The 16,983-nt window shown below is 65.1% G+C and carries 20 protein-coding genes and 1 tRNA gene; 9 read left to right on the top strand and 12 right to left on the bottom strand.

Annotated features, from left to right (window positions below; all coding sequences use genetic code 11):
* Positions 1-276: 276 nt before the first annotated feature.
* The 6 genes from EJI00_RS04720 to EJI00_RS04690 form a co-directional block, all read right to left on the bottom strand.
* Positions 277-352, bottom strand: a tRNA-Thr gene (locus EJI00_RS04720).
* Between the two features lie 25 nt (positions 353-377).
* Positions 378-1,391, bottom strand: coding sequence for a class 1 fructose-bisphosphatase (locus EJI00_RS04715; RefSeq protein WP_126746311.1), 1,014 nt, complete (start codon positions 1,389-1,391; stop codon positions 378-380).
* A 23-nt stretch (positions 1,392-1,414) separates the two neighbouring features.
* Positions 1,415-4,129 carry an aminopeptidase N gene (gene pepN / locus EJI00_RS04710; protein ID WP_126746310.1) on the bottom strand — a complete coding sequence of 905 codons (2,715 nt, stop codon included), beginning with the start codon at positions 4,127-4,129 and terminating at the stop codon, positions 1,415-1,417.
* Entirely contained in the window at positions 4,113-4,802 is a 690-nt protein-coding gene (locus tag EJI00_RS04705) for an HAD family hydrolase (protein ID WP_126746309.1), read from the bottom strand. The genes pepN and EJI00_RS04705 overlap by 17 nt, the downstream gene beginning before the upstream one ends.
* 3 nt (positions 4,803-4,805) lie before the next feature.
* Positions 4,806-5,910 (bottom strand): peptide chain release factor 2 gene (prfB, locus tag EJI00_RS04700; protein ID WP_126746308.1). Its coding sequence is split into 2 segments (ribosomal slippage): positions 4,806-5,828 and positions 5,830-5,910, totalling 1,104 coding nucleotides; the frame shifts between segments, so codons are not numbered across the junction.
* A gap of 201 nt (positions 5,911-6,111) precedes the next feature.
* Entirely contained in the window at positions 6,112-6,930 is an 819-nt protein-coding gene (locus EJI00_RS04690) for a MetQ/NlpA family ABC transporter substrate-binding protein (RefSeq protein ID WP_126746306.1), read from the bottom strand.
* A 238-nt stretch (positions 6,931-7,168) separates the two neighbouring features.
* Here EJI00_RS04690 and EJI00_RS04685 point away from each other — a divergent pair, with 238 nt between their 5' ends.
* Genes EJI00_RS04685 through EJI00_RS04665 form a run of 5 tightly spaced genes read left to right on the top strand, consistent with a single transcriptional unit; the run spans position 7,169 to position 10,703 of the window.
* On the top strand, positions 7,169-8,041 hold the full coding sequence (locus tag EJI00_RS04685) for a methionine ABC transporter ATP-binding protein (protein WP_126746305.1): 873 nt from the start codon (positions 7,169-7,171) through the stop codon (positions 8,039-8,041).
* Entirely contained in the window at positions 8,034-8,696 is a 663-nt protein-coding gene (locus EJI00_RS04680) for a methionine ABC transporter permease (RefSeq protein WP_047783086.1), read from the top strand. Before EJI00_RS04685 ends, EJI00_RS04680 begins: the two co-directional genes overlap by 8 nt.
* Before the next feature lie 49 nt (positions 8,697-8,745).
* A complete protein-coding gene (locus tag EJI00_RS04675; RefSeq protein ID WP_126746304.1) occupies positions 8,746-9,567 on the top strand; it encodes a MetQ/NlpA family ABC transporter substrate-binding protein in 822 nt (273 codons plus the stop codon).
* Positions 9,568-9,587: 20 nt separating this feature from the next.
* On the top strand, positions 9,588-9,944 hold the full coding sequence (locus EJI00_RS04670) for a hypothetical protein (protein WP_126746303.1): 357 nt from the start codon (positions 9,588-9,590) through the stop codon (positions 9,942-9,944).
* A 51-nt stretch (positions 9,945-9,995) separates the two neighbouring features.
* The gene (locus tag EJI00_RS04665) at positions 9,996-10,703 is read left to right on the top strand and encodes an aspartate/glutamate racemase family protein (RefSeq protein ID WP_126746302.1); all 708 of its coding nucleotides are present in this window, start codon (positions 9,996-9,998) and stop codon (positions 10,701-10,703) included.
* A gap of 12 nt (positions 10,704-10,715) precedes the next feature.
* On the opposite strand, the gene EJI00_RS04660 is transcribed toward EJI00_RS04665, so the two are convergent.
* Positions 10,716-11,645: an alpha/beta fold hydrolase gene (locus EJI00_RS04660; RefSeq protein ID WP_126746301.1), complete on the bottom strand. Its 930-nt coding sequence runs from the start codon at positions 11,643-11,645 to the stop codon at positions 10,716-10,718.
* A gap of 115 nt (positions 11,646-11,760) precedes the next feature.
* On the opposite strand from EJI00_RS04660, the gene EJI00_RS04655 reads away from it, so the two are divergent.
* A complete protein-coding gene (locus tag EJI00_RS04655; RefSeq protein WP_126746300.1) occupies positions 11,761-12,822 on the top strand; it encodes an aldo/keto reductase in 1,062 nt (353 codons plus the stop codon).
* 11 nt (positions 12,823-12,833) lie between these two features.
* On the opposite strand, the gene EJI00_RS04650 is transcribed toward EJI00_RS04655, so the two are convergent.
* The 3 genes from EJI00_RS04650 to EJI00_RS04640 are packed head-to-tail and all read right to left on the bottom strand — an operon-like array spanning position 12,834 to position 14,201.
* Positions 12,834-13,421, bottom strand: coding sequence for a hypothetical protein (locus EJI00_RS04650; protein ID WP_126746299.1), 588 nt, complete (start codon positions 13,419-13,421; stop codon positions 12,834-12,836).
* Positions 13,421-13,636, bottom strand: a complete 216-nt coding sequence (locus EJI00_RS04645; protein ID WP_126746298.1) for a helix-turn-helix domain-containing protein — start codon at positions 13,634-13,636, stop codon at positions 13,421-13,423. The genes EJI00_RS04650 and EJI00_RS04645 overlap by 1 nt, the downstream gene beginning before the upstream one ends.
* A gap of 7 nt (positions 13,637-13,643) precedes the next feature.
* Entirely contained in the window at positions 13,644-14,201 is a 558-nt protein-coding gene (locus EJI00_RS04640) for a DUF2975 domain-containing protein (protein ID WP_126746297.1), read from the bottom strand.
* Positions 14,202-14,280: 79 nt separating this feature from the next.
* On the opposite strand from EJI00_RS04640, the gene ybaK reads away from it, so the two are divergent.
* Genes ybaK through EJI00_RS04625 form a run of 3 tightly spaced genes read left to right on the top strand, consistent with a single transcriptional unit; the run spans position 14,281 to position 15,811 of the window.
* Entirely contained in the window at positions 14,281-14,775 is a 495-nt protein-coding gene (gene ybaK, locus EJI00_RS04635; RefSeq protein WP_126746296.1) for a Cys-tRNA(Pro) deacylase, read from the top strand.
* A 41-nt stretch (positions 14,776-14,816) separates the two neighbouring features.
* Entirely contained in the window at positions 14,817-15,452 is a 636-nt protein-coding gene (gene plsY / locus EJI00_RS04630; protein ID WP_126746295.1) for a glycerol-3-phosphate 1-O-acyltransferase PlsY, read from the top strand.
* Positions 15,453-15,457: 5 nt separating this feature from the next.
* A complete protein-coding gene (locus EJI00_RS04625) occupies positions 15,458-15,811 on the top strand; it encodes a RidA family protein (protein WP_126746294.1) in 354 nt (117 codons plus the stop codon).
* Positions 15,812-15,820: 9 nt separating this feature from the next.
* On the opposite strand, the gene EJI00_RS04620 is transcribed toward EJI00_RS04625, so the two are convergent.
* Both EJI00_RS04620 and EJI00_RS04615 read right to left on the bottom strand, forming a co-directional pair.
* The gene (locus tag EJI00_RS04620; protein WP_126746293.1) at positions 15,821-16,465 is read right to left on the bottom strand and encodes a TIGR02281 family clan AA aspartic protease; all 645 of its coding nucleotides are present in this window, start codon (positions 16,463-16,465) and stop codon (positions 15,821-15,823) included.
* A 5-nt stretch (positions 16,466-16,470) separates the two neighbouring features.
* Positions 16,471-16,956, bottom strand: a complete 486-nt coding sequence (locus EJI00_RS04615; RefSeq protein WP_015866547.1) for a YajQ family cyclic di-GMP-binding protein — start codon at positions 16,954-16,956, stop codon at positions 16,471-16,473.
* Positions 16,957-16,983: the final 27 nt, after the last annotated feature.

Genomic DNA, 16,983 nt, shown 5'->3' with positions numbered 1-16,983 from the left:
GTGTAGACGGCGCTGTCCATCTAAAGTTAGCTGGAAGCCATCTATAGGCATCAATTTGAAGCAACGGCGCCGTCACCTATCAGGTTCAGGCCGCTGCAGGCGCTAAGCCCAGGGGGTATCGGCCGCTTCCGTCGTATCGGCTCATACGCATTCTTGGGCACAAATTTTGCGCAAGCGAGCAAGGAAAAATCGGGAAGTTGCGGGAAAACCCAAATTCGATGGGCAATAAAAAACCGCCCCGAAGGGCGGTTTTCAGAGGGAACGGTTCCCTGTATGTGGTGCCGGAGAGATGAATCGAACACCCGACCTTCTCATTACGAATGAGCTGCTCTACCGACTGAGCTACACCGGCGAAGCCTCGGATTATAGCAACACCGTCAGGCCTTTTCGGTGTGGTACTTGGTCAAACGCTCGACTTCGTTACGCGAACCCAACATCACGCTCACGCGCTCGTGCAGTTTGGTGGGCTTCAAGTCCAGGATGCGCTGCTTGCCGTTGGTGGCGGCGCCGCCGGCCTGCTCCACCAGCCAGCTCATGGGGTTGGCCTCGTACATCAGGCGCAGCTTGCCGGCCTTTTCGGGTTCGCGCTTGTCCCACGGGTACATGAACACGCCGCCGCGCATCAAGATGCGGTGCACGTCGGCCACCATGCTGGCAATCCAGCGCATGTTGAAGTCTTTGCCGCGCGGGCCTTCCTTGCCGGCCAGGCACTCGTCGATGTAGCGCTTCATGGGCTCGTCCCAGTGGCGCATGTTGCTCATGTTGACTGCAAATTCCTTGGTATCGGCCGGAATCTGGATGTCTTCCTGTGTGAGCACAAAGCTGCCTTGCTCGCGGTCGAGCGTGAACATGGCCACGCCGTTGCCCACGGTAAGCACCAGGGTGGTCTGCGGGCCGTAGATGCAGTAGCCGGCGGCTACCTGCTGGGTGCCGGCCTGCAGAAAGTCGGCTTCCTGCACGCCGGGGGTGTCATCAGGCTTCTTCAGCACGCTGAAGATGGTGCCAATGCTCACGTTCACGTCGATGTTGCTGCTGCCGTCGAGCGGGTCGAACATGAGCAGGTATTCGCCCTGCGGGTAGCGGTTGGGCACCACGTGGATGGTTTCCATTTCCTCACTGGCCATGGCCGCGAGGTGGCCGCCCCATTCGTTGGCCTCGATCAGCACTTCGTTGGCGATGATGTCCAGCTTCTTCTGGATTTCGCCCTGCACGTTTTCGCTTTCGGCGGTGCCGAGCACTCCGCCCAGCGCGCCCTTGTTGACGGCCTGGCTGATGCTCTTGCAGGCGCGGGCGACCACTTCGAGCAGCAGGCGCAGCTGGCCGGGAATGAGGCCGTCGGCGCGCTGTTGTTCGACGAGGTAGCGGGTGAGGGAGATCTTTTGTTGAGCCATGTGCTTCCTGTGTTCCTTGCTTATCAGTTGCCGGCCAGGGCGCGGGTCACGACTTCATGCGTGTCCTTGCTCAGGTCGGGCTTGGCGGCCACGCGGGCAATGGCTTCGCGCGCGGCGCTGCGGTAGGGCTCGGCCAGCTTGCTCCAGCGGTCGAGCGCGCGGGCAAGGCGGGCGGCCACCTGGGGGTTGATGGCGTCCAGCTCTATGACGCGCTCGCTCCAGAACACGTAGCCGGCCGCGTCGGGGCGATGAAACGCTCCGGGGTTGGCGCTGCAGTAGCTGAAGATCACGCTGCGGGCGCGGTTGGGGTTCTTGATGGAGAAGTCCGGGTGCTTCATCAGCTGCTTGACCAGCGGCAAGATGTCGCCGCCGCGGTCGGGCGCGCCGGCCTGCAGCGAAAACCACTTGTCGATGACCAGCGCTTCGTCCTTGAACAGGGCGTGAAAGCGCGCGAGCGCCTGCGCGGCCAAGGTGTGGCCCGACGCCACCAGCGCGTTGAGCGCGTTGAAGCGGTCGGTCATGTTGCCGGCGTCCTTGAAGCGCTGCAGCGTCTTGCCGGGCCACACGGTGTCGCCCGAAGAGCGCGCCGCCAGGCACAAGAAGTTCAGCGCCATGCCGGCGAGCGCGCGGCGGCCTGAAGAGGTGGGGTCGGGCGTGTAGGCGCCGGTGTCGTGGTTTTCTTCGTAGACCTGTTGCCAGTCCTGGAAGAGGGCGGTGGCCAGCTGGGCGCGCATGGCTTCGCGCACCAGGTGCACGCGCTGCGGATCGACCACGTCGAGCTGCTCGGCAATGTAGGTTTCCGAAGGCAGGGTGAGCACCAGTTCCTTGAAGGCGGCGTCGAGCTTGGGGTTGCGCAGCACGCTGCGCATGGCGTCCAGATACGCGTCGTTCAGCACCGGGGTGGTGTCGGTCGCAAGCGCCGCAATGCCTTGCAGCGCGGCGCGCAGGCCCAGGCGCTGGCCGGCTTCCCAGCGGTTGAACGGGTCGGGGTCGTTGGCCAGCAACGTCAGCAGTTGGGCGTCGGTGTACTCGAAGTCGAGAATCACCGGCGCGCTGAAGCCGCGCAAGATGGAAGGCACGGGCTCGGCGTCGAGGCCGACAAAGGTAATTTGCTCGCCGGCGCGCGAGAGCACCACGGTGCGCGTGCAGGGCGTGCCCGGCGCGCCGCGGGTTACTTCGGTTTCGCCTTCGAGCTGCAGCGGCAGTTCGCGGCCGCTGGCATCGAGCAGGCCAATGTTCACCGGAATAACGAACGGTTCCTTGGTCGGCTGGCCCGGCGTGGGCGGGCAGCTTTGCACGATGCTCAGGGTGTAGCTGCGCGCTTGCGCGTCGTACACGCCGTGGGCGGCAAGGCGCGGCGTGCCGGCCTGGCTGTACCAGCGCTTGAACTGCGGCAGCAGGCGGGCCAGCTCCGAATCGGGGTTGGTATCGGCAATGGCCTGGGCAAAGTCGTCGCAGGTCACGGCCTGTCCGTCGTGGCGCTCGAAGTAAAGGGTCATGCCCTTTTCAAAGCCCTTGCGGCCGACCAGCGTCTGCATCATGCGGACCACCTCGGCACCCTTTTCATAAATGGTGACGGTGTAGAAGTTGCTGATCTCGATGTAGCTGTCTGGCCGCACCGGGTGGGCCATGGGGCCCGCGTCTTCAGGGAACTGGGCGGTGCGCAGCACGCGCACGTCTTCGATGCGCTTCACGGCGCGGGCCGAGGCGTCGGCGCACAGGTCCTGGCTGAACTCCTGGTCGCGGAAGACGGTCAGGCCTTCTTTCAGAGAGAGCTGGAACCAGTCGCGGCACGTGACGCGGTCACCGCTCCAGTTGTGGAAGTACTCGTGGCCGACCACGCTTTCGATGTTGCTGTAGTCGGCATCGGTGGCGGTGGCCTGGTTGGCCAGAACGTACTTCGTGTTGAAGATGTTCAGGCCCTTGTTCTCCATGGCGCCCATGTTGAAGTCGCTGGTGGCCACGATCATGAAGCGGTCCAGGTCCAGCGGCAGGCCGAAGCGGGCTTCGTCCCACAGCACCGAGTTGACCAGCGAGTTCATCGCGTGCTCGGTCTTGTCGAGGTCTCCGGCGCGCACGTACACCTGCAGCAAATGCTCCTTGCCGTTGCGCGCGGTAATGCGCTGCTCGCGCGCCACCAGCTTGCCGGCCACCAGCGCAAACAGGTAGCTGGGCTTCTTGAAGGGGTCGACCCACTTGGCAAAGTGGCGGCCCTCGGGCAGGTCGCCCTGCTCGACCAGGTTGCCGTTCGACAGCAGCACGGGGTAGGCGGCCTTGGCGGCGCGCAGCGTTACCGTGTACATCGCCATCACGTCGGGGCGGTCCAGGAAGTACGTGATGCGGCGGAAGCCTTCGGCCTCGCACTGCGTGAAGAAGGTGTCTTCGCTCACGAACAGGCCCATCAGCTTGGTGTTCTTGATGGGGCAGCAGGTGGTGAAGATCTCGAGCTCGAAGGCGTCGGGCAAACCATCGATCACGAGCTGCTCGCCTTCCATGCGGAACGACGCGCCCTGGCCGTTGACCAGCACGCGGGCCAGGTTCAGCTCGTCGCCGTCCAGGCGCAGCGGTTGGGCCGGCACGTCGGGGTTGCGGCGCAGTTGCATGCGGTTGAGCACGCGGGTCTTGGCGGGGTCGAGGTCGAAGGTCAGGTCGACGGTGTCGATCCAGAATGCCGGAGCGGCATAGTCTTCGCGGCGAATGGCAATCGGTTGCCCTTGGGCGTCACGCTGCAGCAGCATCGAGTGTCTCCAGAAAATTCGAATGGGCGAGTTCGTCGTAGTCGCGAACGGCGGCAATCACATGGGGGCCGGCAAGCTCGGCGGCGGTATGGGTGCTGCACACGGCCACGGCACGCATGCCGCCGCGGCGCGCAGCCTCGATGCCGAAGGGCGCATCTTCAAACACGATGCAGCGCTCGGGCGGCACGCCAATGCGGCGCGCGGCTTCCAAGAAAATCTCGGGCGTGGGCTTGCCGGCAAAGCCTTCGTCGCCGCCCACAATGGCCAGCGGCAGTGGGTCCATCTTCAGGCGCGACATCGCAAACTCGATGTTGTGCCGGTCGCCCGCCGTGCCCACGGCCACCTTCAGGCCGCGCGCCACGGCGGCCTTGGCAAAGGCGGTGAAGCCGGCCACCTCGGTGAAGTTGTCGCTGAACATGGCGCGGTAGATTTCTTCTTTCTCGTGCACCAGGGCCTGGCATTCGTCGTCGGCCAGTTCGCGCTCGAACAGCTCGCGCATGCACTCGGCGCCGGTGCGGCCCGTGGTGCGCGCAAGAATGTCGGTCACGTCGAGCTTGAGCCCGTGGCGCGCCACAAACTCCACCCACGAGCGCGCATGCCACGGCATGGAGTCGATCATGGTGCCGTCCATGTCGAAGATGAAGGCTTCGACCTTGTCGTGGGTCAGGCTCATCGATTACACGCCTTGCTTCAGCGAGGCTTCGATGAACACGTCCAGGTCGCCGTCGAGCACCTTTTGCGTGGCCGAGACTTCGACGTTGGTGCGCAGGTCCTTGATGCGGCTGTTGTCCAGCACGTAGCTGCGAATCTGGTGGCCCCAGCCCACGTCGGTCTTGCTGTCTTCGAGCTTTTGCTGCTCTTCCTGGCGCTTGCGCATTTCGTGGTCGTACAGGCGCGAGCGCAGGCGCTTCCACGCCACGTCGCGGTTGCTGTGCTGGCTGCGGCCGTCCTGGCACTGCACCACGATGCCGGTGGGGATGTGCGTCAGGCGCACGGCCGAGTCGGTCTTGTTGATGTGCTGGCCGCCCGCGCCGCTTGCGCGGAAGGTGTCGGTGCGCACGTCCGAAGGGTTGATCTCGATCTCGATGGAGTCGTCGATTTCCGGGTACACAAAGATCGAAGCAAAGCTGGTGTGGCGCCCGCCCGACGAGTCGAACGGCGACTTGCGCACCAGGCGGTGCACGCCGGTTTCGGTGCGCAAGAGGCCAAAGGCGTAGTCGCCTTCCACCTTGATGGTCGCGCCCTTGATGCCGGCGGTGTCGCCGGGGGTTTCGTCTTCGATCTGCGTCTTGAAGCCCTTGCGCTCGGCGTACTTCAGGTACTGGCGCAGCAGCATGCTGGCCCAGTCGCAAGCCTCGGTGCCGCCGGCGCCGGCCTGGATGTCGACAAAGGCGTTGAGCGGATCGGCCGGGTTGTTGAACATCCGGCGGAATTCGAGCTGCTTGATGTCGGCTTCGAGCGCGGCGGCGTCATCGGCAATGGACTGCAAGCCGTCCATGTCGCCTTCTTCCTTCGACATCTCGAAAAGCTCGGCGTTGTCAGACAAGCCGCTGGTCAAGCGGTCGAGCGTCACGACCACGTCGTCGAGCGATTTCTTCTCGCGGCCGAGTTCCTGGGCCTTCTTGGGGTCGTTCCAGACGTTCGGGTCTTCGAGCGATGCGTTGACCGTCCTCAGGCGTTCGGCTTTGGCATCGTAGTCAAAGATACCTCCGTAAATCGGCCGTCCGGGCGCTCAGGTCCGCGAGGGTTGCGCCGATTTGGTTGATTTGTTCTGCGTCCATGGGGTGTCCTGACTGTGTTCGGGGGAAACCGGACATTTTCTCATGGACCGCACCGTTGCCCAGGAGAGCCCCTGTATTGCTCCTTCCCCCGCTGGGGGAAGGCTGGGATGGGGGCGGGCTTCGATCGAGCGCTGTGCTTATTTGGAGGCCGTCGTGCCCCCACCCCGGCCCTCCCCCAGCGGGGGAGGGAGGAAGGCAAAGTCAGAACGCGGGGACAAGCGATCCCTTGAACTGCGTTTCGATAAAGCTCTTCACCTCCGCCGACTGGTAGGCCGCAACCAGCCGCTTGGCCCATGGCTTGTCCTTGTCGGCGCGGCGCACGGCAATCAGGTTGGCGTAGGGGCTTTTCGGGGCCTCCTTGATCACGGCGTCCTTGGCGAGCGACAGGCCGGCCTTCTCGGCGTAGTCGTTGTTGATGGCGGCAATGACCAGGTCGTCGAGCGAGCGCGGCAGTTGGGCCGCGTCCAGCGCCACCAGCTTCAGCTTCTTGGGGTTGCTCACCACGTCGAGCGGCGTGGCGTTGTTGTTCTTCACCGCCTCGGGCTTCAGCGTGATGAGGCCCGCCGTCTGCAGCAGCAGCAAGGCGCGGTTGCCGTTCGACGGATCGTTCTGGATGCCGACCGAGGCGCCGTCGGGCAACTGGTCGATCGACTTGATCTTGCGCGAGTAGAAGCCCAGCGGCGCCGTGATGGTGAGGCCCACGGGCACGATGTCGAAGCCGCGGGCCTTGTTCTGGTTGTCCAGGAAAGGCTGGTGCTGAAAGGCGTTGGCGTCCAGGTCGCCCGAGGCCAGCGCGGCGTTGGGCAATTGGTAGTCGTTGAACACCACCACCTGGATGTTCAGGCCGTCCTTGGCGGCGACCTTCTTCACCACTTCGAAGATCTGCTCGCCGTTGCCGACGGACACGCCCACCTTGATGGCGGTCTTGTTGTCTTGCGCGAAGGCGGCGCTACCGGTGAAGAAAAGTGCGCCCGCAATGGTTGCAAGGGCGAGGGTGCGGCGGCGAAGGGTGCTGTGCATGTTGTTGCGCGAAATCAAAAAAAGTAAGGCCGCGAATGTGGCATTGCCCCGCCGGTTTGGGAACGAACCAATGCGCATATCGATATGGCGTTGTTCGCCGAGCTTCTTCAATGCTTATGCTTTTTCATGCATAAGCAAGCGCCGATTTGTTCGTTCCCTTTTGACGATTTTGTTTTCATACTCGGCACCTTTTTGCGAACTCCGCGGCCCGCTTCAGCGCGGGCCGTGCCTCCTCTCCATGACCAACCATTCGCCTGATACGGCCCGCGGCAACGCGGCGCCGGTCATCCGACTTCAATCGGTGCAGAAGTCTTTTGCCTTGCCCAGCGGCGAGGTGTTCGACGCCGTGCAGTCGCTCTCGCTCGACATTCACCAGGGCGACGTGTTCGGCCTGATCGGCAAGAGCGGCGCGGGCAAGTCGACCTTGCTGCGCCTCATCAACCTGCTGGAGCGGCCCGATGCGGGCAAGGTCTTTGTGGGCGGGCGCGACCTGACGACGCTCTCGCGCCGCGAGCTGCGGGACATGCGCCAGAACATCGGCATGATCTTTCAGCAGTTCAACCTGCTGCAGAACGCCACGGTGTTCGACAACGTGGCGTTCCCGCTGAAGATACACGGCCGCCATTCCAAGGCCGAAATCGACGCCCGCGTGCGCGAGTGCCTGGCCCTGGTGGGGCTGGCCGAGAAGATCGACACCTACCCGGCCCAGCTTTCGGGCGGGCAGAAGCAGCGCGTGGCCATTGCGCGTGCGCTGGCGCCGCGGCCGCAGGTGCTGCTGTGCGACGAGCCCACCTCGGCGCTCGACACCGAAACCACGCGCGCGCTGCTCGAAACGCTGCGCGACATCAACCAGAAGATCGGCGTGACCATCGTCATCGTGACGCACGAGCTCTCGGTGGTCGAGGTGCTGTGCCGCAACGTGGCCATTCTGGAGAAGGGCCGCCTGGTGGAGCAGTTTGCGGTGCTCGATGCGTCGGCCGAAGAGCGCAAGACGGCGCTGGGCCGCGAAATCGACGAGCTGGTGCGTCGCCGCGAGCGCGAGGCGCGCGAACCCATCACGTCGCGCCCCTTGCCGGTGCAGCGCAGCGCGCAGGAGGTGGCCTATGTTTGAAAACATCGCGCCCATCCTCCCCGAGCTGTGGGTGGCCACGGGCCAGACCTTCCTGATGCTGGCCATCGGCCTCTCGGCCGCGGTGCTGATTGGCGGGCCGCTGGGCATTCTGCTGTTCTTGCTGGGGCCGGGCCAGTCGCTCGAAAACAAGCCGGCGTTCCTTGTGCTCAACTGGATCGTGAACACCGTGCGTTCGTTTCCTTTCATCATTTTGCTGGTGGCGCTGGTGCCGTTCACGCGCGTGATTGCCGGCACGTCCATCGGGCCGCTGGCGGCCGCGGTGCCGTTGTCGTTTGCGGCCATTCCGTACTTTGCGCGGCTCGTCGACCAGTGCCTGCGCGAGGTGCCGCGCGGCGTGATCGAGGCGGCGCACGCCATGGGCGCTTCGGAGCTGCAGATCGTTTGGCGCGTGCTGGTGGTGGAGGCGCGCTCCGGTCTGGTGCTGGCGCTCACGGTGTTGGCGGTGAGCTTTCTCTCCTACTCGGCCATTGCCGGCGTGGTGGGCGGCGGCGGCATTGGCGACCTGGCCATCCGCTACGGCTACTACCGCTTTCAGACCGACGTGATGGTGCTCACCGTGGCGCTGCTCGTGGTGCTGGTACAGATCCTGCAGTTCGTGGGCAACACCACGGCGCGCAGGCTGGACAAGCGTTGATTTTTTGTTTTTCTCTTTCCTTTTGTCTCTTTTCTCTCCTGCTCATTCCATGAAAACCGCACTGCTGCGCCGTTCCGTCCTCGCCCTGTCTCTTGCCGCCCTGTCGTTCGGCGGCCTCTCGCTGGCACAGGCGCAAGAAGCCAAGAAGAACCTCGTCATCGGCGGCACCGCCGGCTCGAACATCGACCAGCTCAAGGCCGGCATCGTCCCCATCCTGGAGAAGAAGGGCTACAAGGTGAAGCTGGTCGAGTTCAACGACTATGTGCAGCCCAACCTCGCGCTGGCCCAGGGCTCGCTCGACGCCAATTTCTTTCAGCATCAGGTCTACCTGAAGAAGTTCTCCGCCGACCAGAAGCTGGACCTTGCCGAACTGGTGCAGGGCCCGATCGCGCCGCTGGGCGTGTATTCGACCAAGCGCAAGACCCTGGCCGAGGTGAAAGAGGGCGACCGTTTCACGCTGCCTAACGACCCGAGCAACCTGGCCCGCGCGCTGGTGCTGCTGGAGCAGAACAAGCTCATCACCATCAAGCCCGGCGTCGATCCGCTGCGCGCGTCTGAAAAAGACGTGGCCGAGAACCCGAAGAAGCTGAAGTTCATTCCGCTCGAAGCCGCGCAGCTGCCGCGCTCGCTGGGCGATACCGAATACGCCATCGTCAACGGCAACTTCGCAATCTCGTCGGGCCTGAAGCTCACCGAGGCCGTGGTGCTCGAGAAGACGCCCGACTACTACCTGAACGTGGTGGCCGTGAAGAGCGCGGACAAGAACGCGCCCTGGGCCAAGGACATTGCCGACGCCTACCGCTCCAAGGAGTTCAAGGCCGTGGTCGACACCAAGTTCCAGGGCTACGCCAAGCCCAGCTTCCTGCAGTAACTTTCAAGCAAAGGACGCCCATGCCCGTGCTCGCCGTTTTCGATGCCGAAGGACGCTGGTGCGACACGCATGTGTGCGACGGCCGCATCACCGAGCGCCTGGCCGGGCAAGGCGTGACCTGGGGCCGTGAAGAAGCGCCCGCAGGCCAGCGGGCGCTCGAGCGTGCGAGCTTGTTCTATGTGCGCACCGAAGACGGCTACCTGGGCCTGCTGTTCGAGGCGGGTGAATGGGTGGACATGTCGGCCGGCGCGGAGCATTTTTTCGACGACGGCCAGGCCGCACCGGCCCGGCCGCTGCCCGCCGCGCTGCCGCACTTCGACGCCTTCGTCGAAGAGGTGCTGATGCTGACGGGCAACGACGCGGACGAAGAAGACTGAGTTCGAAGCCGGTCTGGCGCACGCCGGGCCGCAGGCTTGTAGCATGTGCGAATGACCCAGCACATCGGAATCGTCGGATGCTCCGCCGAAGGCGCGGCGCTCTGCTACCAAACCATCTGCGTGGAGGGGGCCCAACTGCTCGGCCCGCATGCGCATCCTGAAGTCTCGATGCACACGCCGTCGCTTGCCGACTACATGCAGCACATCTATCGCAATGACTGGCGCGGCGTGGGCGAGGTCATGCTCGCTTCGGCGAGCAAGCTCGCGAAGATCGGTGCGAGCTTTCTGGTCTGCCCCGACAACACCATTCACCAGGCGCTGCCTTTCATCGAGGCGCGCTCGCCGTTGCCTTGGTTGCATATTGCGGAGTGCGTGGCCGAGGAGGCCGCGCAGCGCGGTTTCCGGCGCCTGGCCATCACCGGCACGCGCTGGCTGGTCGAGAGCGAGGTCTATCCCGAGAAGCTCTCTGCCAGGGGGCTCGAGTACGTTCGGCCTACTGCCGATGAGCGCGAAGAGATCAACCGCATCATCATGGACGAGTTGGTTTGCGGTGTTTTCACGCCCGACGCCATCACGGCGTTCCGCCGCGTCATACAGCGCATGAAGGACGAAGACGGCTGCGACGCGGTGGTGCTCGGCTGCACCGAAATTCCGCTGATCATGAACGACGTGAACTCGCCGCTGCCCACGCTCGATTCGACGCGGCTGCTGGCGCGCGCGGCGTTGCAGCGCACCGTGCAGGGCCGCGCCGCCAACTGAAACCCTGCTGGCTCAGCCGGCCAGGAACTGCTCGATCAGCCCGGCCACGCGCTGCGGCTGGTCGTGGTGCAGCATGTGGCCCGCGTCGGCGACTTGCTCGATGCGCACCGAAGGCATGGACTTCAGGCGCTCGTGGAACTCATCGAGGGTGTAGCGGTTTTTCCACCAGCCGTGCAGGCTGTCGTCCGCAGCTTCGACCATCAGCGTGGGCGCTGAAATCCGCGCATAGAGCGCGAGCGTTTCATCGACCCGGAAGATGTTCGCGTTGATGATCTTGTGCGCGGCGTCGCCGAGGATCTGCCAGCGCTCGCCGCCTTCGGCCTGCGCCTGGAGGGCCGACCAATGGCCGGCCAGCCAGTTCGCCTTGTCGGGTGTGAGGCGCGGGTTGGTCTTCATGAGCCGCCGCGCCACACCGTCGACCGACGAGTAGCCGGCAAGCGCCATTTCGCCGCGGTGCAGCCGCTTGAGTTCGTCGATCCATTGCCCGTAGCGCGCGGGCGCTTCCTCGGGTTTGCGCGCGGGCATGCCGAAGCCTTCGCAATTGACCAGTCGGCGAATGCGCTCGGGCCTCACGCCCGCATAGTGCATGGCGACATTGCCGCCCATGCTGTGGCCGACCAGGTCGACAGGCCGGGCCGCATCGCCTTCGCCCGCGTAGTGGTCGAGCAGCCATTCGAGATCGGCGAGGTAGTCGGGCAGCCAGTAGTTGTCGACACCGCCGCCATCGGTCAGCCCGAAGCCGCGCCAGTCGGGCGCGACGATGAAGCGCTCTTCGGCCAGCGCATCGACCACGAACTGCCAGGAGGCCCCCACGTCCATCCAGCCGTGCAGCAGCACCAACGGCGGCCGCGCCGCGGAGGGCTCGCCCCATACGCGCACGTGGTAGCGGAGGTTGCGCACGGGCACGAATTCGGTGCGCGAAGGACGAAGGGCTTGGTACATGGGCGCCGATGATACGGAGCCGGCGGCCGCGGCGCAGTCCGCCACAAGACAGTGCGCGCCCGGGTTTTGGGCCCGCGGCCTGCACACCGCAAAGGAGGGCGGTAGCATTCCGCGCATGAAAAAAATCCAACTCGGCCAGAGCAGCCTGCAGGTCACCCCGATCTGCCTTGGCACCATGACATTCGGCGAACAGGTGGACGAGCCCACCTCGCATGCCATCTTGAGCCGCTCGCTGGAGCGCGGCGTCGATTTCATCGACACGGCCGAGATGTACGCGGTGCCCACGCGCAAGGAGACCTACGGCGCCACCGAAACCATCATCGGCAACTGGTTTGCGGCCAATCCCGGCGCGCGCCAGAAGGTCACGCTCGCCACCAAGGTGGCCGGCCCGGTGCGCGCCACGCCCTGGGTGCGCGAAGGCACGGGCATGACGGCGGCCGACATCGTGGCGTCGTGCAACGCCAGCCTCAAAAGGCTGAAGACCGACGTCATCGACCTGTACCAGATCCACTGGCCCGAGCGCCACGTGCCGGCCTTCGGCGCGCTTTACTACGACCCGGCCAAGGAAACCTCGCAAACCCCGATTCACGAGCAGCTCGAGGCACTGGGCGGGCTGGTCAAGGCCGGCAAGGTGCGCGAAATCGGCCTTTCGAACGAAACGCCGTACGGCGTGCATGAGTTCGTGCGCCTGGCCGAACAGCACGGCCTGCCGCGCGTGGCCTCGGTGCAGAACGTCTACAACCTGGTGAGCCGCGGGCTCGAGAACGGGCTCGACGAGACGATGCACCGGCTCGGCGTTTCGCTGCTGGCGTATTCGCCGCTCGCCTTCGGCCTGTTGACCGGCAAGTACGACCAGGGTGGCATCGAGGGGCCCGAGGCTCCGAAGGGCGCGCGAATTTCGAGCTACGAATCGGTGCGCAAGCAGCGCTGGGGCCGGCCCGATGCATTGAAGGCGGCGCGCCGCTACAACCAGCTGGCACGCGACAACGGCCTGACGCCGGTGCAGCTGGCGCTGGCCTTCTGCTACACCAAGTGGCAGGTGGCAAGCACCATCATCGGCGTGACCACGGTGGCGCAGCTCGACGAAGACCTTGACGTGTGGGGCACCACGCTTTCGCCGGCAGTCCTGGCCGAGATCGATCAGATCCGCTGGGAGATCCGGGACCCGGCGACCTGACGCTGTTCAGCTCAGCGACCGCATTCGTTCCTGGCGGCGGCCAGGGCAAGCATGGGCAAGCTGAGCAGGCCCATGTCGCTGCCCTTGAATTGGCCGCGCATGCAGTCGCCGCGCGCTGCGTTGGCGACACCCGCACTGAGCGGCGTGTCGAGCGCGGAGCGGGCGCGGCCATTAATGCTCTGGTTCGCCTGGTCGGCGAAAGAGCGTTGCCGGGCCACGTCGCGGAGGGCACGCCTCGTGGCTTCGGTGTCCAGGGTGAGCGGGGGCGTGGCAGGCGGGCCCGTTGCCTGCGCGGGCTCGGCCAAGGTGTCTGGCGTCGCGGGGATCGAGCCGCTGGGCGCCGGCCGCGACGCACGCCTGGGGACGGGGCGAGGGGCGGCTGCCATTGGCGCGGTTCGTGGCTTGACAGTCGGTTGTTCCCGTTGCTCCGACGGGGCCGGCTTAGCCGGCGTGACGACCTGGACGACTTCCATGGCGATGCGCTTGATCGAACCCGCCGGTCTTTCGTGCGGTTGGCTGGCAACCAGCAGCAGCCACAACACGGCCGCATGTATGGTCACCACGGCCAGCACCAGTGCCGGCAGGGCCGGACGCGGCATCAGTCTCCGGGAGCCGGCTGCCATTCGAGCAGGTCACCTGGCTGGCACTCGAGCGCCTCGCAGATGCGCTCCAGCGTGTCGAAGCGCACACCGCGCACCTTGCCGCTTTTGAGGAGTGAAAGGTTCTGCTCGGTGATGCCGACGTGCTCCGCCAACTCGCGCGAGCGCATCTTGCGCCGCGCGAGCATGACATCGAGGTTCACGATGATGGGCATGGCGTCTTCAGACGAAGCCTGCATTGTCGTCGGCCATGCGGCGAGCCTCGACCATCACGCGTGCGATGGCCACGAGCACCGCACCGAAGAGGATGTGCAGGCAATCGAACCACGCGATGGTTATCGACAGGAAGCGCTGGCCCGGCGGGTTGCCGATGCTCAGTGCCACTGTCATCAGGCCGCGCGCCAGCGGAAGCAGCAGCGCCAGCAGCAGCACAGCCCACGCGAAGCGCGCCAGCGCGTCTAGCGCTGCGGCGCTGAAGACCCGGCCATGTCCGTATTCGTCGAACAGCCGCCAGAGGTGCCGCAGGGCGTACAAACCGCCGCCAACGGGCAGAAGGCTGACGGCCGCAGTGCGCCAACGTGCCGGGTCGTCCGTCGGCAGGCTGGGCAGGCCAAGGAGGTTGGCTCCGCCGAACAACTCCAGCCCCTGGTTGAACACCAGCAGCAGGACGGGCTGCGCCAGGAGCAGCGCGCCTCCGGCGAGGATGAGCGTGTGCACGATTTGAGCGTGCCGCCGCAGGTAGTACGAGGAGCTTGCCTTCGAGGCTGACGTATGCTGCATGTTTGGCTCGATATTTAATGTTGTACAGACAAAGTTTATCGTAAAACAGTAATCTCTAAAAAATCGAATCGTCAGCAGGATGGCCAGGAAAAACACCCACACCTCCGAAACGCCGGCCACCCAGCTGCTGCGCGAGCACAAGGTCGCCTTCACGGAGCACCCGTACGAGTACCTGGAGCACGGCGGCGCGCAGCACAGCGCCGAGGTGCTGGGCCTCGACCCCTTCACCGTGGTGAAGACGCTGGTCATGCAGGACCAGGACGCCAAGCCGCTCATCGTGCTGATGCACGGCAACCGCACGGTGTCGACCAAGAACCTGGCGCGGCAGATCGGCGCCAAGTCGGTGGAGCCCTGCAAGCCCGAGGTCGCGCAGCGCCACAGCGGCTACATGGTGGGCGGCACCTCGCCCTTCGGCACGCGGCGCCAGATGCCGGTGTACATCGAGTCGAGCATCCTGGAGCTGCCGAAGATCGCAATCAACGGCGGGCGGCGCGGCTACCTGGTGGGCATCGACCCGCAGGTGTGCGTGGCGCTGCTCGGCGCCAAGCCGGTGCAGTGCGCGCTGGCAGAATAGCCGGCCCGAATAAGAACATCCATCCTTCGTGGAGCGCCGCCTTGAGCTTTCATTTGCCTTCCCTCCTTGCCATCGTGGCTTCGTACCTGATCGGCTCGCTGTCGTTTGCGGTCATCGTGAGCAAATCGCTCGGCATGGCCGACCCGCGCAGCTACGGCAGCGGCAACCCCGGCGCCACCAACGTGCTGCGCTCGGGCAACAAGGGCGCGGCGCTGGCCACCTTGCTGCTCGATGCGCTCAAGGGCTGGCTGCCGGTGTTCGTCATCCGCCACTTCGGCGCGCAGTGGGGCCTGGGCGAGGGCGTGGCTGCGCTGGCGGGCCTGGCGGCCTTCCTGGGCCATCTGTACCCCGTGTTCTTCGGCTTCCAGGGCGGCAAGGGCGTGGCCACCGCGGCCGGGGTGCTGGTGGGCATTGCGCCCTGGCTGGGGCTGGCCACCGGCGTCACCTGGCTGATCATTGCGGTGTTCTTCCGCTATTCGTCGCTGTCGTCGCTCGTGGCGGCCTTTTTTGCGCCGGCGTACTACCTGATTGGCGGCAACATTGCGTGGCCGCTCGACCGCACGGTGCTGATTGCGATCATCATCATGAGTCTGCTGCTCGTCTGGCGGCACCGCGAAAACATCCGCCGGCTCGCGGCCGGCACGGAGTCGAAGCTCGGCTCGAAGAAAAAGGCTTGAACACCATGGCATCCATCACCCGCTTCCACGTTGGCCCGCGTCTGTCCGAGACGGCCGTGCACAACGGCACCATCTACCTCGCCGGCCAGGTGCCCGACGACACCGCGCAGGACATCCGCGGCCAGACCACGCAGGTGCTGGCCATGGTCGACCGCCTGCTGGCCGAGGCCGGCAGCGACAAGTCGCGCATTCTCATGACGCAGATCTTCCTGGCGGACATCACCGACATCACGGCCATGAACGAGGTGTGGGATGCATGGATTCCCGCCGGCAACACCCCGCCGCGCGCGACGGTGCAGGCCAAGATGGCCAATGCGGCCTACAAGATCGAGATCGTCGTCACGGCCGCGCAGGCCTGACGCGGACGCTCAATAGCGTTTTTCCAGGACCATCTGGTCCGCGTCCCGGCGCATCGAGAAGCGGTTGATGAAGCTGTTGCCCAGCAGAACAAAGGGCATGGGCTGCGGCGAGACGATGGCGTCGATGTCGTACACCTCGACATCGCCCACGCGCACCGACTGCAGCCGCAGCTTGTAGCCGCTGGACACGCCGTTGGCGGTGTTCATCTGGACGCGCTGGCCCTTGCTGTAGTCGAGGCCGATGCGCTGCGCGTCGGCGGCCGACAGGGCGATGGACGTGGCGCCGGTGTCGAGCATGAAGGTGACGGGGCGGCCGTTGATGGCGCCCTGCGTCATAAAATGGCCGCGGCTGTCGGCCGGCAGCACGATGCGGTTGCCGCCACCGCCTGAACCGGCTCCGCCGCCGATGCTCACCGGCGTGTCCATGCGCAGGTTGACGCGCTTGCCTTCCATCTCGACCACCGCCTGCTCGGCTTGCAGCGAGACCAGTTTCACGCCCTGGAAGGTTTCGCCGACCGCCACCGTCTTGGGCGGCGCGCCGTTCACGATCAGGATCGCGCGGCTGCCGATGGTGCCGGTCAGCATGACCGAGCTCGCCGCATGCGCCCCTGCTGCGGCCGCCAGCAGCTGCGCCGCGACGACGAGGGATTTCATGCGGGTCAGTCGCGGAAGTTGTTGAACGAGAGGGGCATGTCGGGCACGTCCTTCTTGATCAACGCCATGGCGGCCTGCAGGTCGTCGCGCTTGGCGCCGGTGATGCGCACCGCGTCGCCCTGGATGGCGGCCTGCACCTTGAGCTTGCTGTCCTTGATGATGCGGGTGATTTTCTTGGCCTGCTCGGATTCGATGCCGCTCTTGACCTTGATGACCTGCTTGACCTTGTCGCCGCCGATCTTCTGGACGTCGCCCTTGTCGAGAAAGCGCACGTCGACGCTGCGCTTGGTGAGCTTGGCGCGAAGAATGTCTTCGACCTGCACGAGCTGGAACTCGGCGTCGCCGATCATGGTGATTTCCTTGTCCTTGAGCTCGACGGCGGCGGCCGTGCCCTTGAAATCGAAACGCGTTGCGATTTCCTTGGCGGTGTTTTCGACCGCATTCTTCACTTCGGGCAGATTTGGTTCGCAGACGGTATCGAAAGACGGCATGGGCTCTCCTGATTCGCGGTAGCTGGA

It is taken from the genome of Variovorax sp. DXTD-1, from assembly GCF_003984625.1.
Lineage (GTDB): Bacteria > Pseudomonadota > Gammaproteobacteria > Burkholderiales > Burkholderiaceae_C > Variovorax.
Note: the sequence above shows the minus strand (reverse complement) of the source record. Positions and strands in the feature narration are given on the sequence as shown.

Bases quoted from the DNA above. Each gene is read 5' to 3' on its own strand.
- EJI00_RS04715 (WP_126746311.1), bottom strand. From the start codon at position 1,391: ATGGCTCAACAAAAGATCTCCCTCACCCGCTACCTCGTCGAACAACAG.
- pepN (WP_126746310.1), bottom strand. From the start codon at position 4,129: ATGCTGCTGCAGCGTGACGCCCAAGGGCAACCGATTGCCATTCGCCGC.
- EJI00_RS04705 (WP_126746309.1), bottom strand. From the start codon at position 4,802: ATGAGCCTGACCCACGACAAGGTCGAAGCCTTCATCTTCGACATGGAC.
- EJI00_RS04690 (WP_126746306.1), bottom strand. From the start codon at position 6,930: ATGCACAGCACCCTTCGCCGCCGCACCCTCGCCCTTGCAACCATTGCG.
- EJI00_RS04685 (WP_126746305.1), top strand. From the start codon at position 7,169: ATGACCAACCATTCGCCTGATACGGCCCGCGGCAACGCGGCGCCGGTC.
- EJI00_RS04680 (WP_047783086.1), top strand. From the start codon at position 8,034: ATGTTTGAAAACATCGCGCCCATCCTCCCCGAGCTGTGGGTGGCCACG.
- EJI00_RS04675 (WP_126746304.1), top strand. From the start codon at position 8,746: ATGAAAACCGCACTGCTGCGCCGTTCCGTCCTCGCCCTGTCTCTTGCC.
- EJI00_RS04670 (WP_126746303.1), top strand. From the start codon at position 9,588: ATGCCCGTGCTCGCCGTTTTCGATGCCGAAGGACGCTGGTGCGACACG.
- EJI00_RS04665 (WP_126746302.1), top strand. From the start codon at position 9,996: ATGACCCAGCACATCGGAATCGTCGGATGCTCCGCCGAAGGCGCGGCG.
- EJI00_RS04660 (WP_126746301.1), bottom strand. From the start codon at position 11,645: ATGTACCAAGCCCTTCGTCCTTCGCGCACCGAATTCGTGCCCGTGCGC.
- EJI00_RS04655 (WP_126746300.1), top strand. From the start codon at position 11,761: ATGAAAAAAATCCAACTCGGCCAGAGCAGCCTGCAGGTCACCCCGATC.
- EJI00_RS04650 (WP_126746299.1), bottom strand. From the start codon at position 13,421: ATGCCGCGTCCGGCCCTGCCGGCACTGGTGCTGGCCGTGGTGACCATA.
- EJI00_RS04645 (WP_126746298.1), bottom strand. From the start codon at position 13,636: ATGCCCATCATCGTGAACCTCGATGTCATGCTCGCGCGGCGCAAGATG.
- EJI00_RS04640 (WP_126746297.1), bottom strand. From the start codon at position 14,201: ATGCAGCATACGTCAGCCTCGAAGGCAAGCTCCTCGTACTACCTGCGG.
- ybaK (WP_126746296.1), top strand. From the start codon at position 14,281: ATGGCCAGGAAAAACACCCACACCTCCGAAACGCCGGCCACCCAGCTG.
- EJI00_RS04625 (WP_126746294.1), top strand. From the start codon at position 15,458: ATGGCATCCATCACCCGCTTCCACGTTGGCCCGCGTCTGTCCGAGACG.
- EJI00_RS04620 (WP_126746293.1), bottom strand. From the start codon at position 16,465: ATGAAATCCCTCGTCGTCGCGGCGCAGCTGCTGGCGGCCGCAGCAGGG.
- EJI00_RS04615 (WP_015866547.1), bottom strand. From the start codon at position 16,956: ATGCCGTCTTTCGATACCGTCTGCGAACCAAATCTGCCCGAAGTGAAG.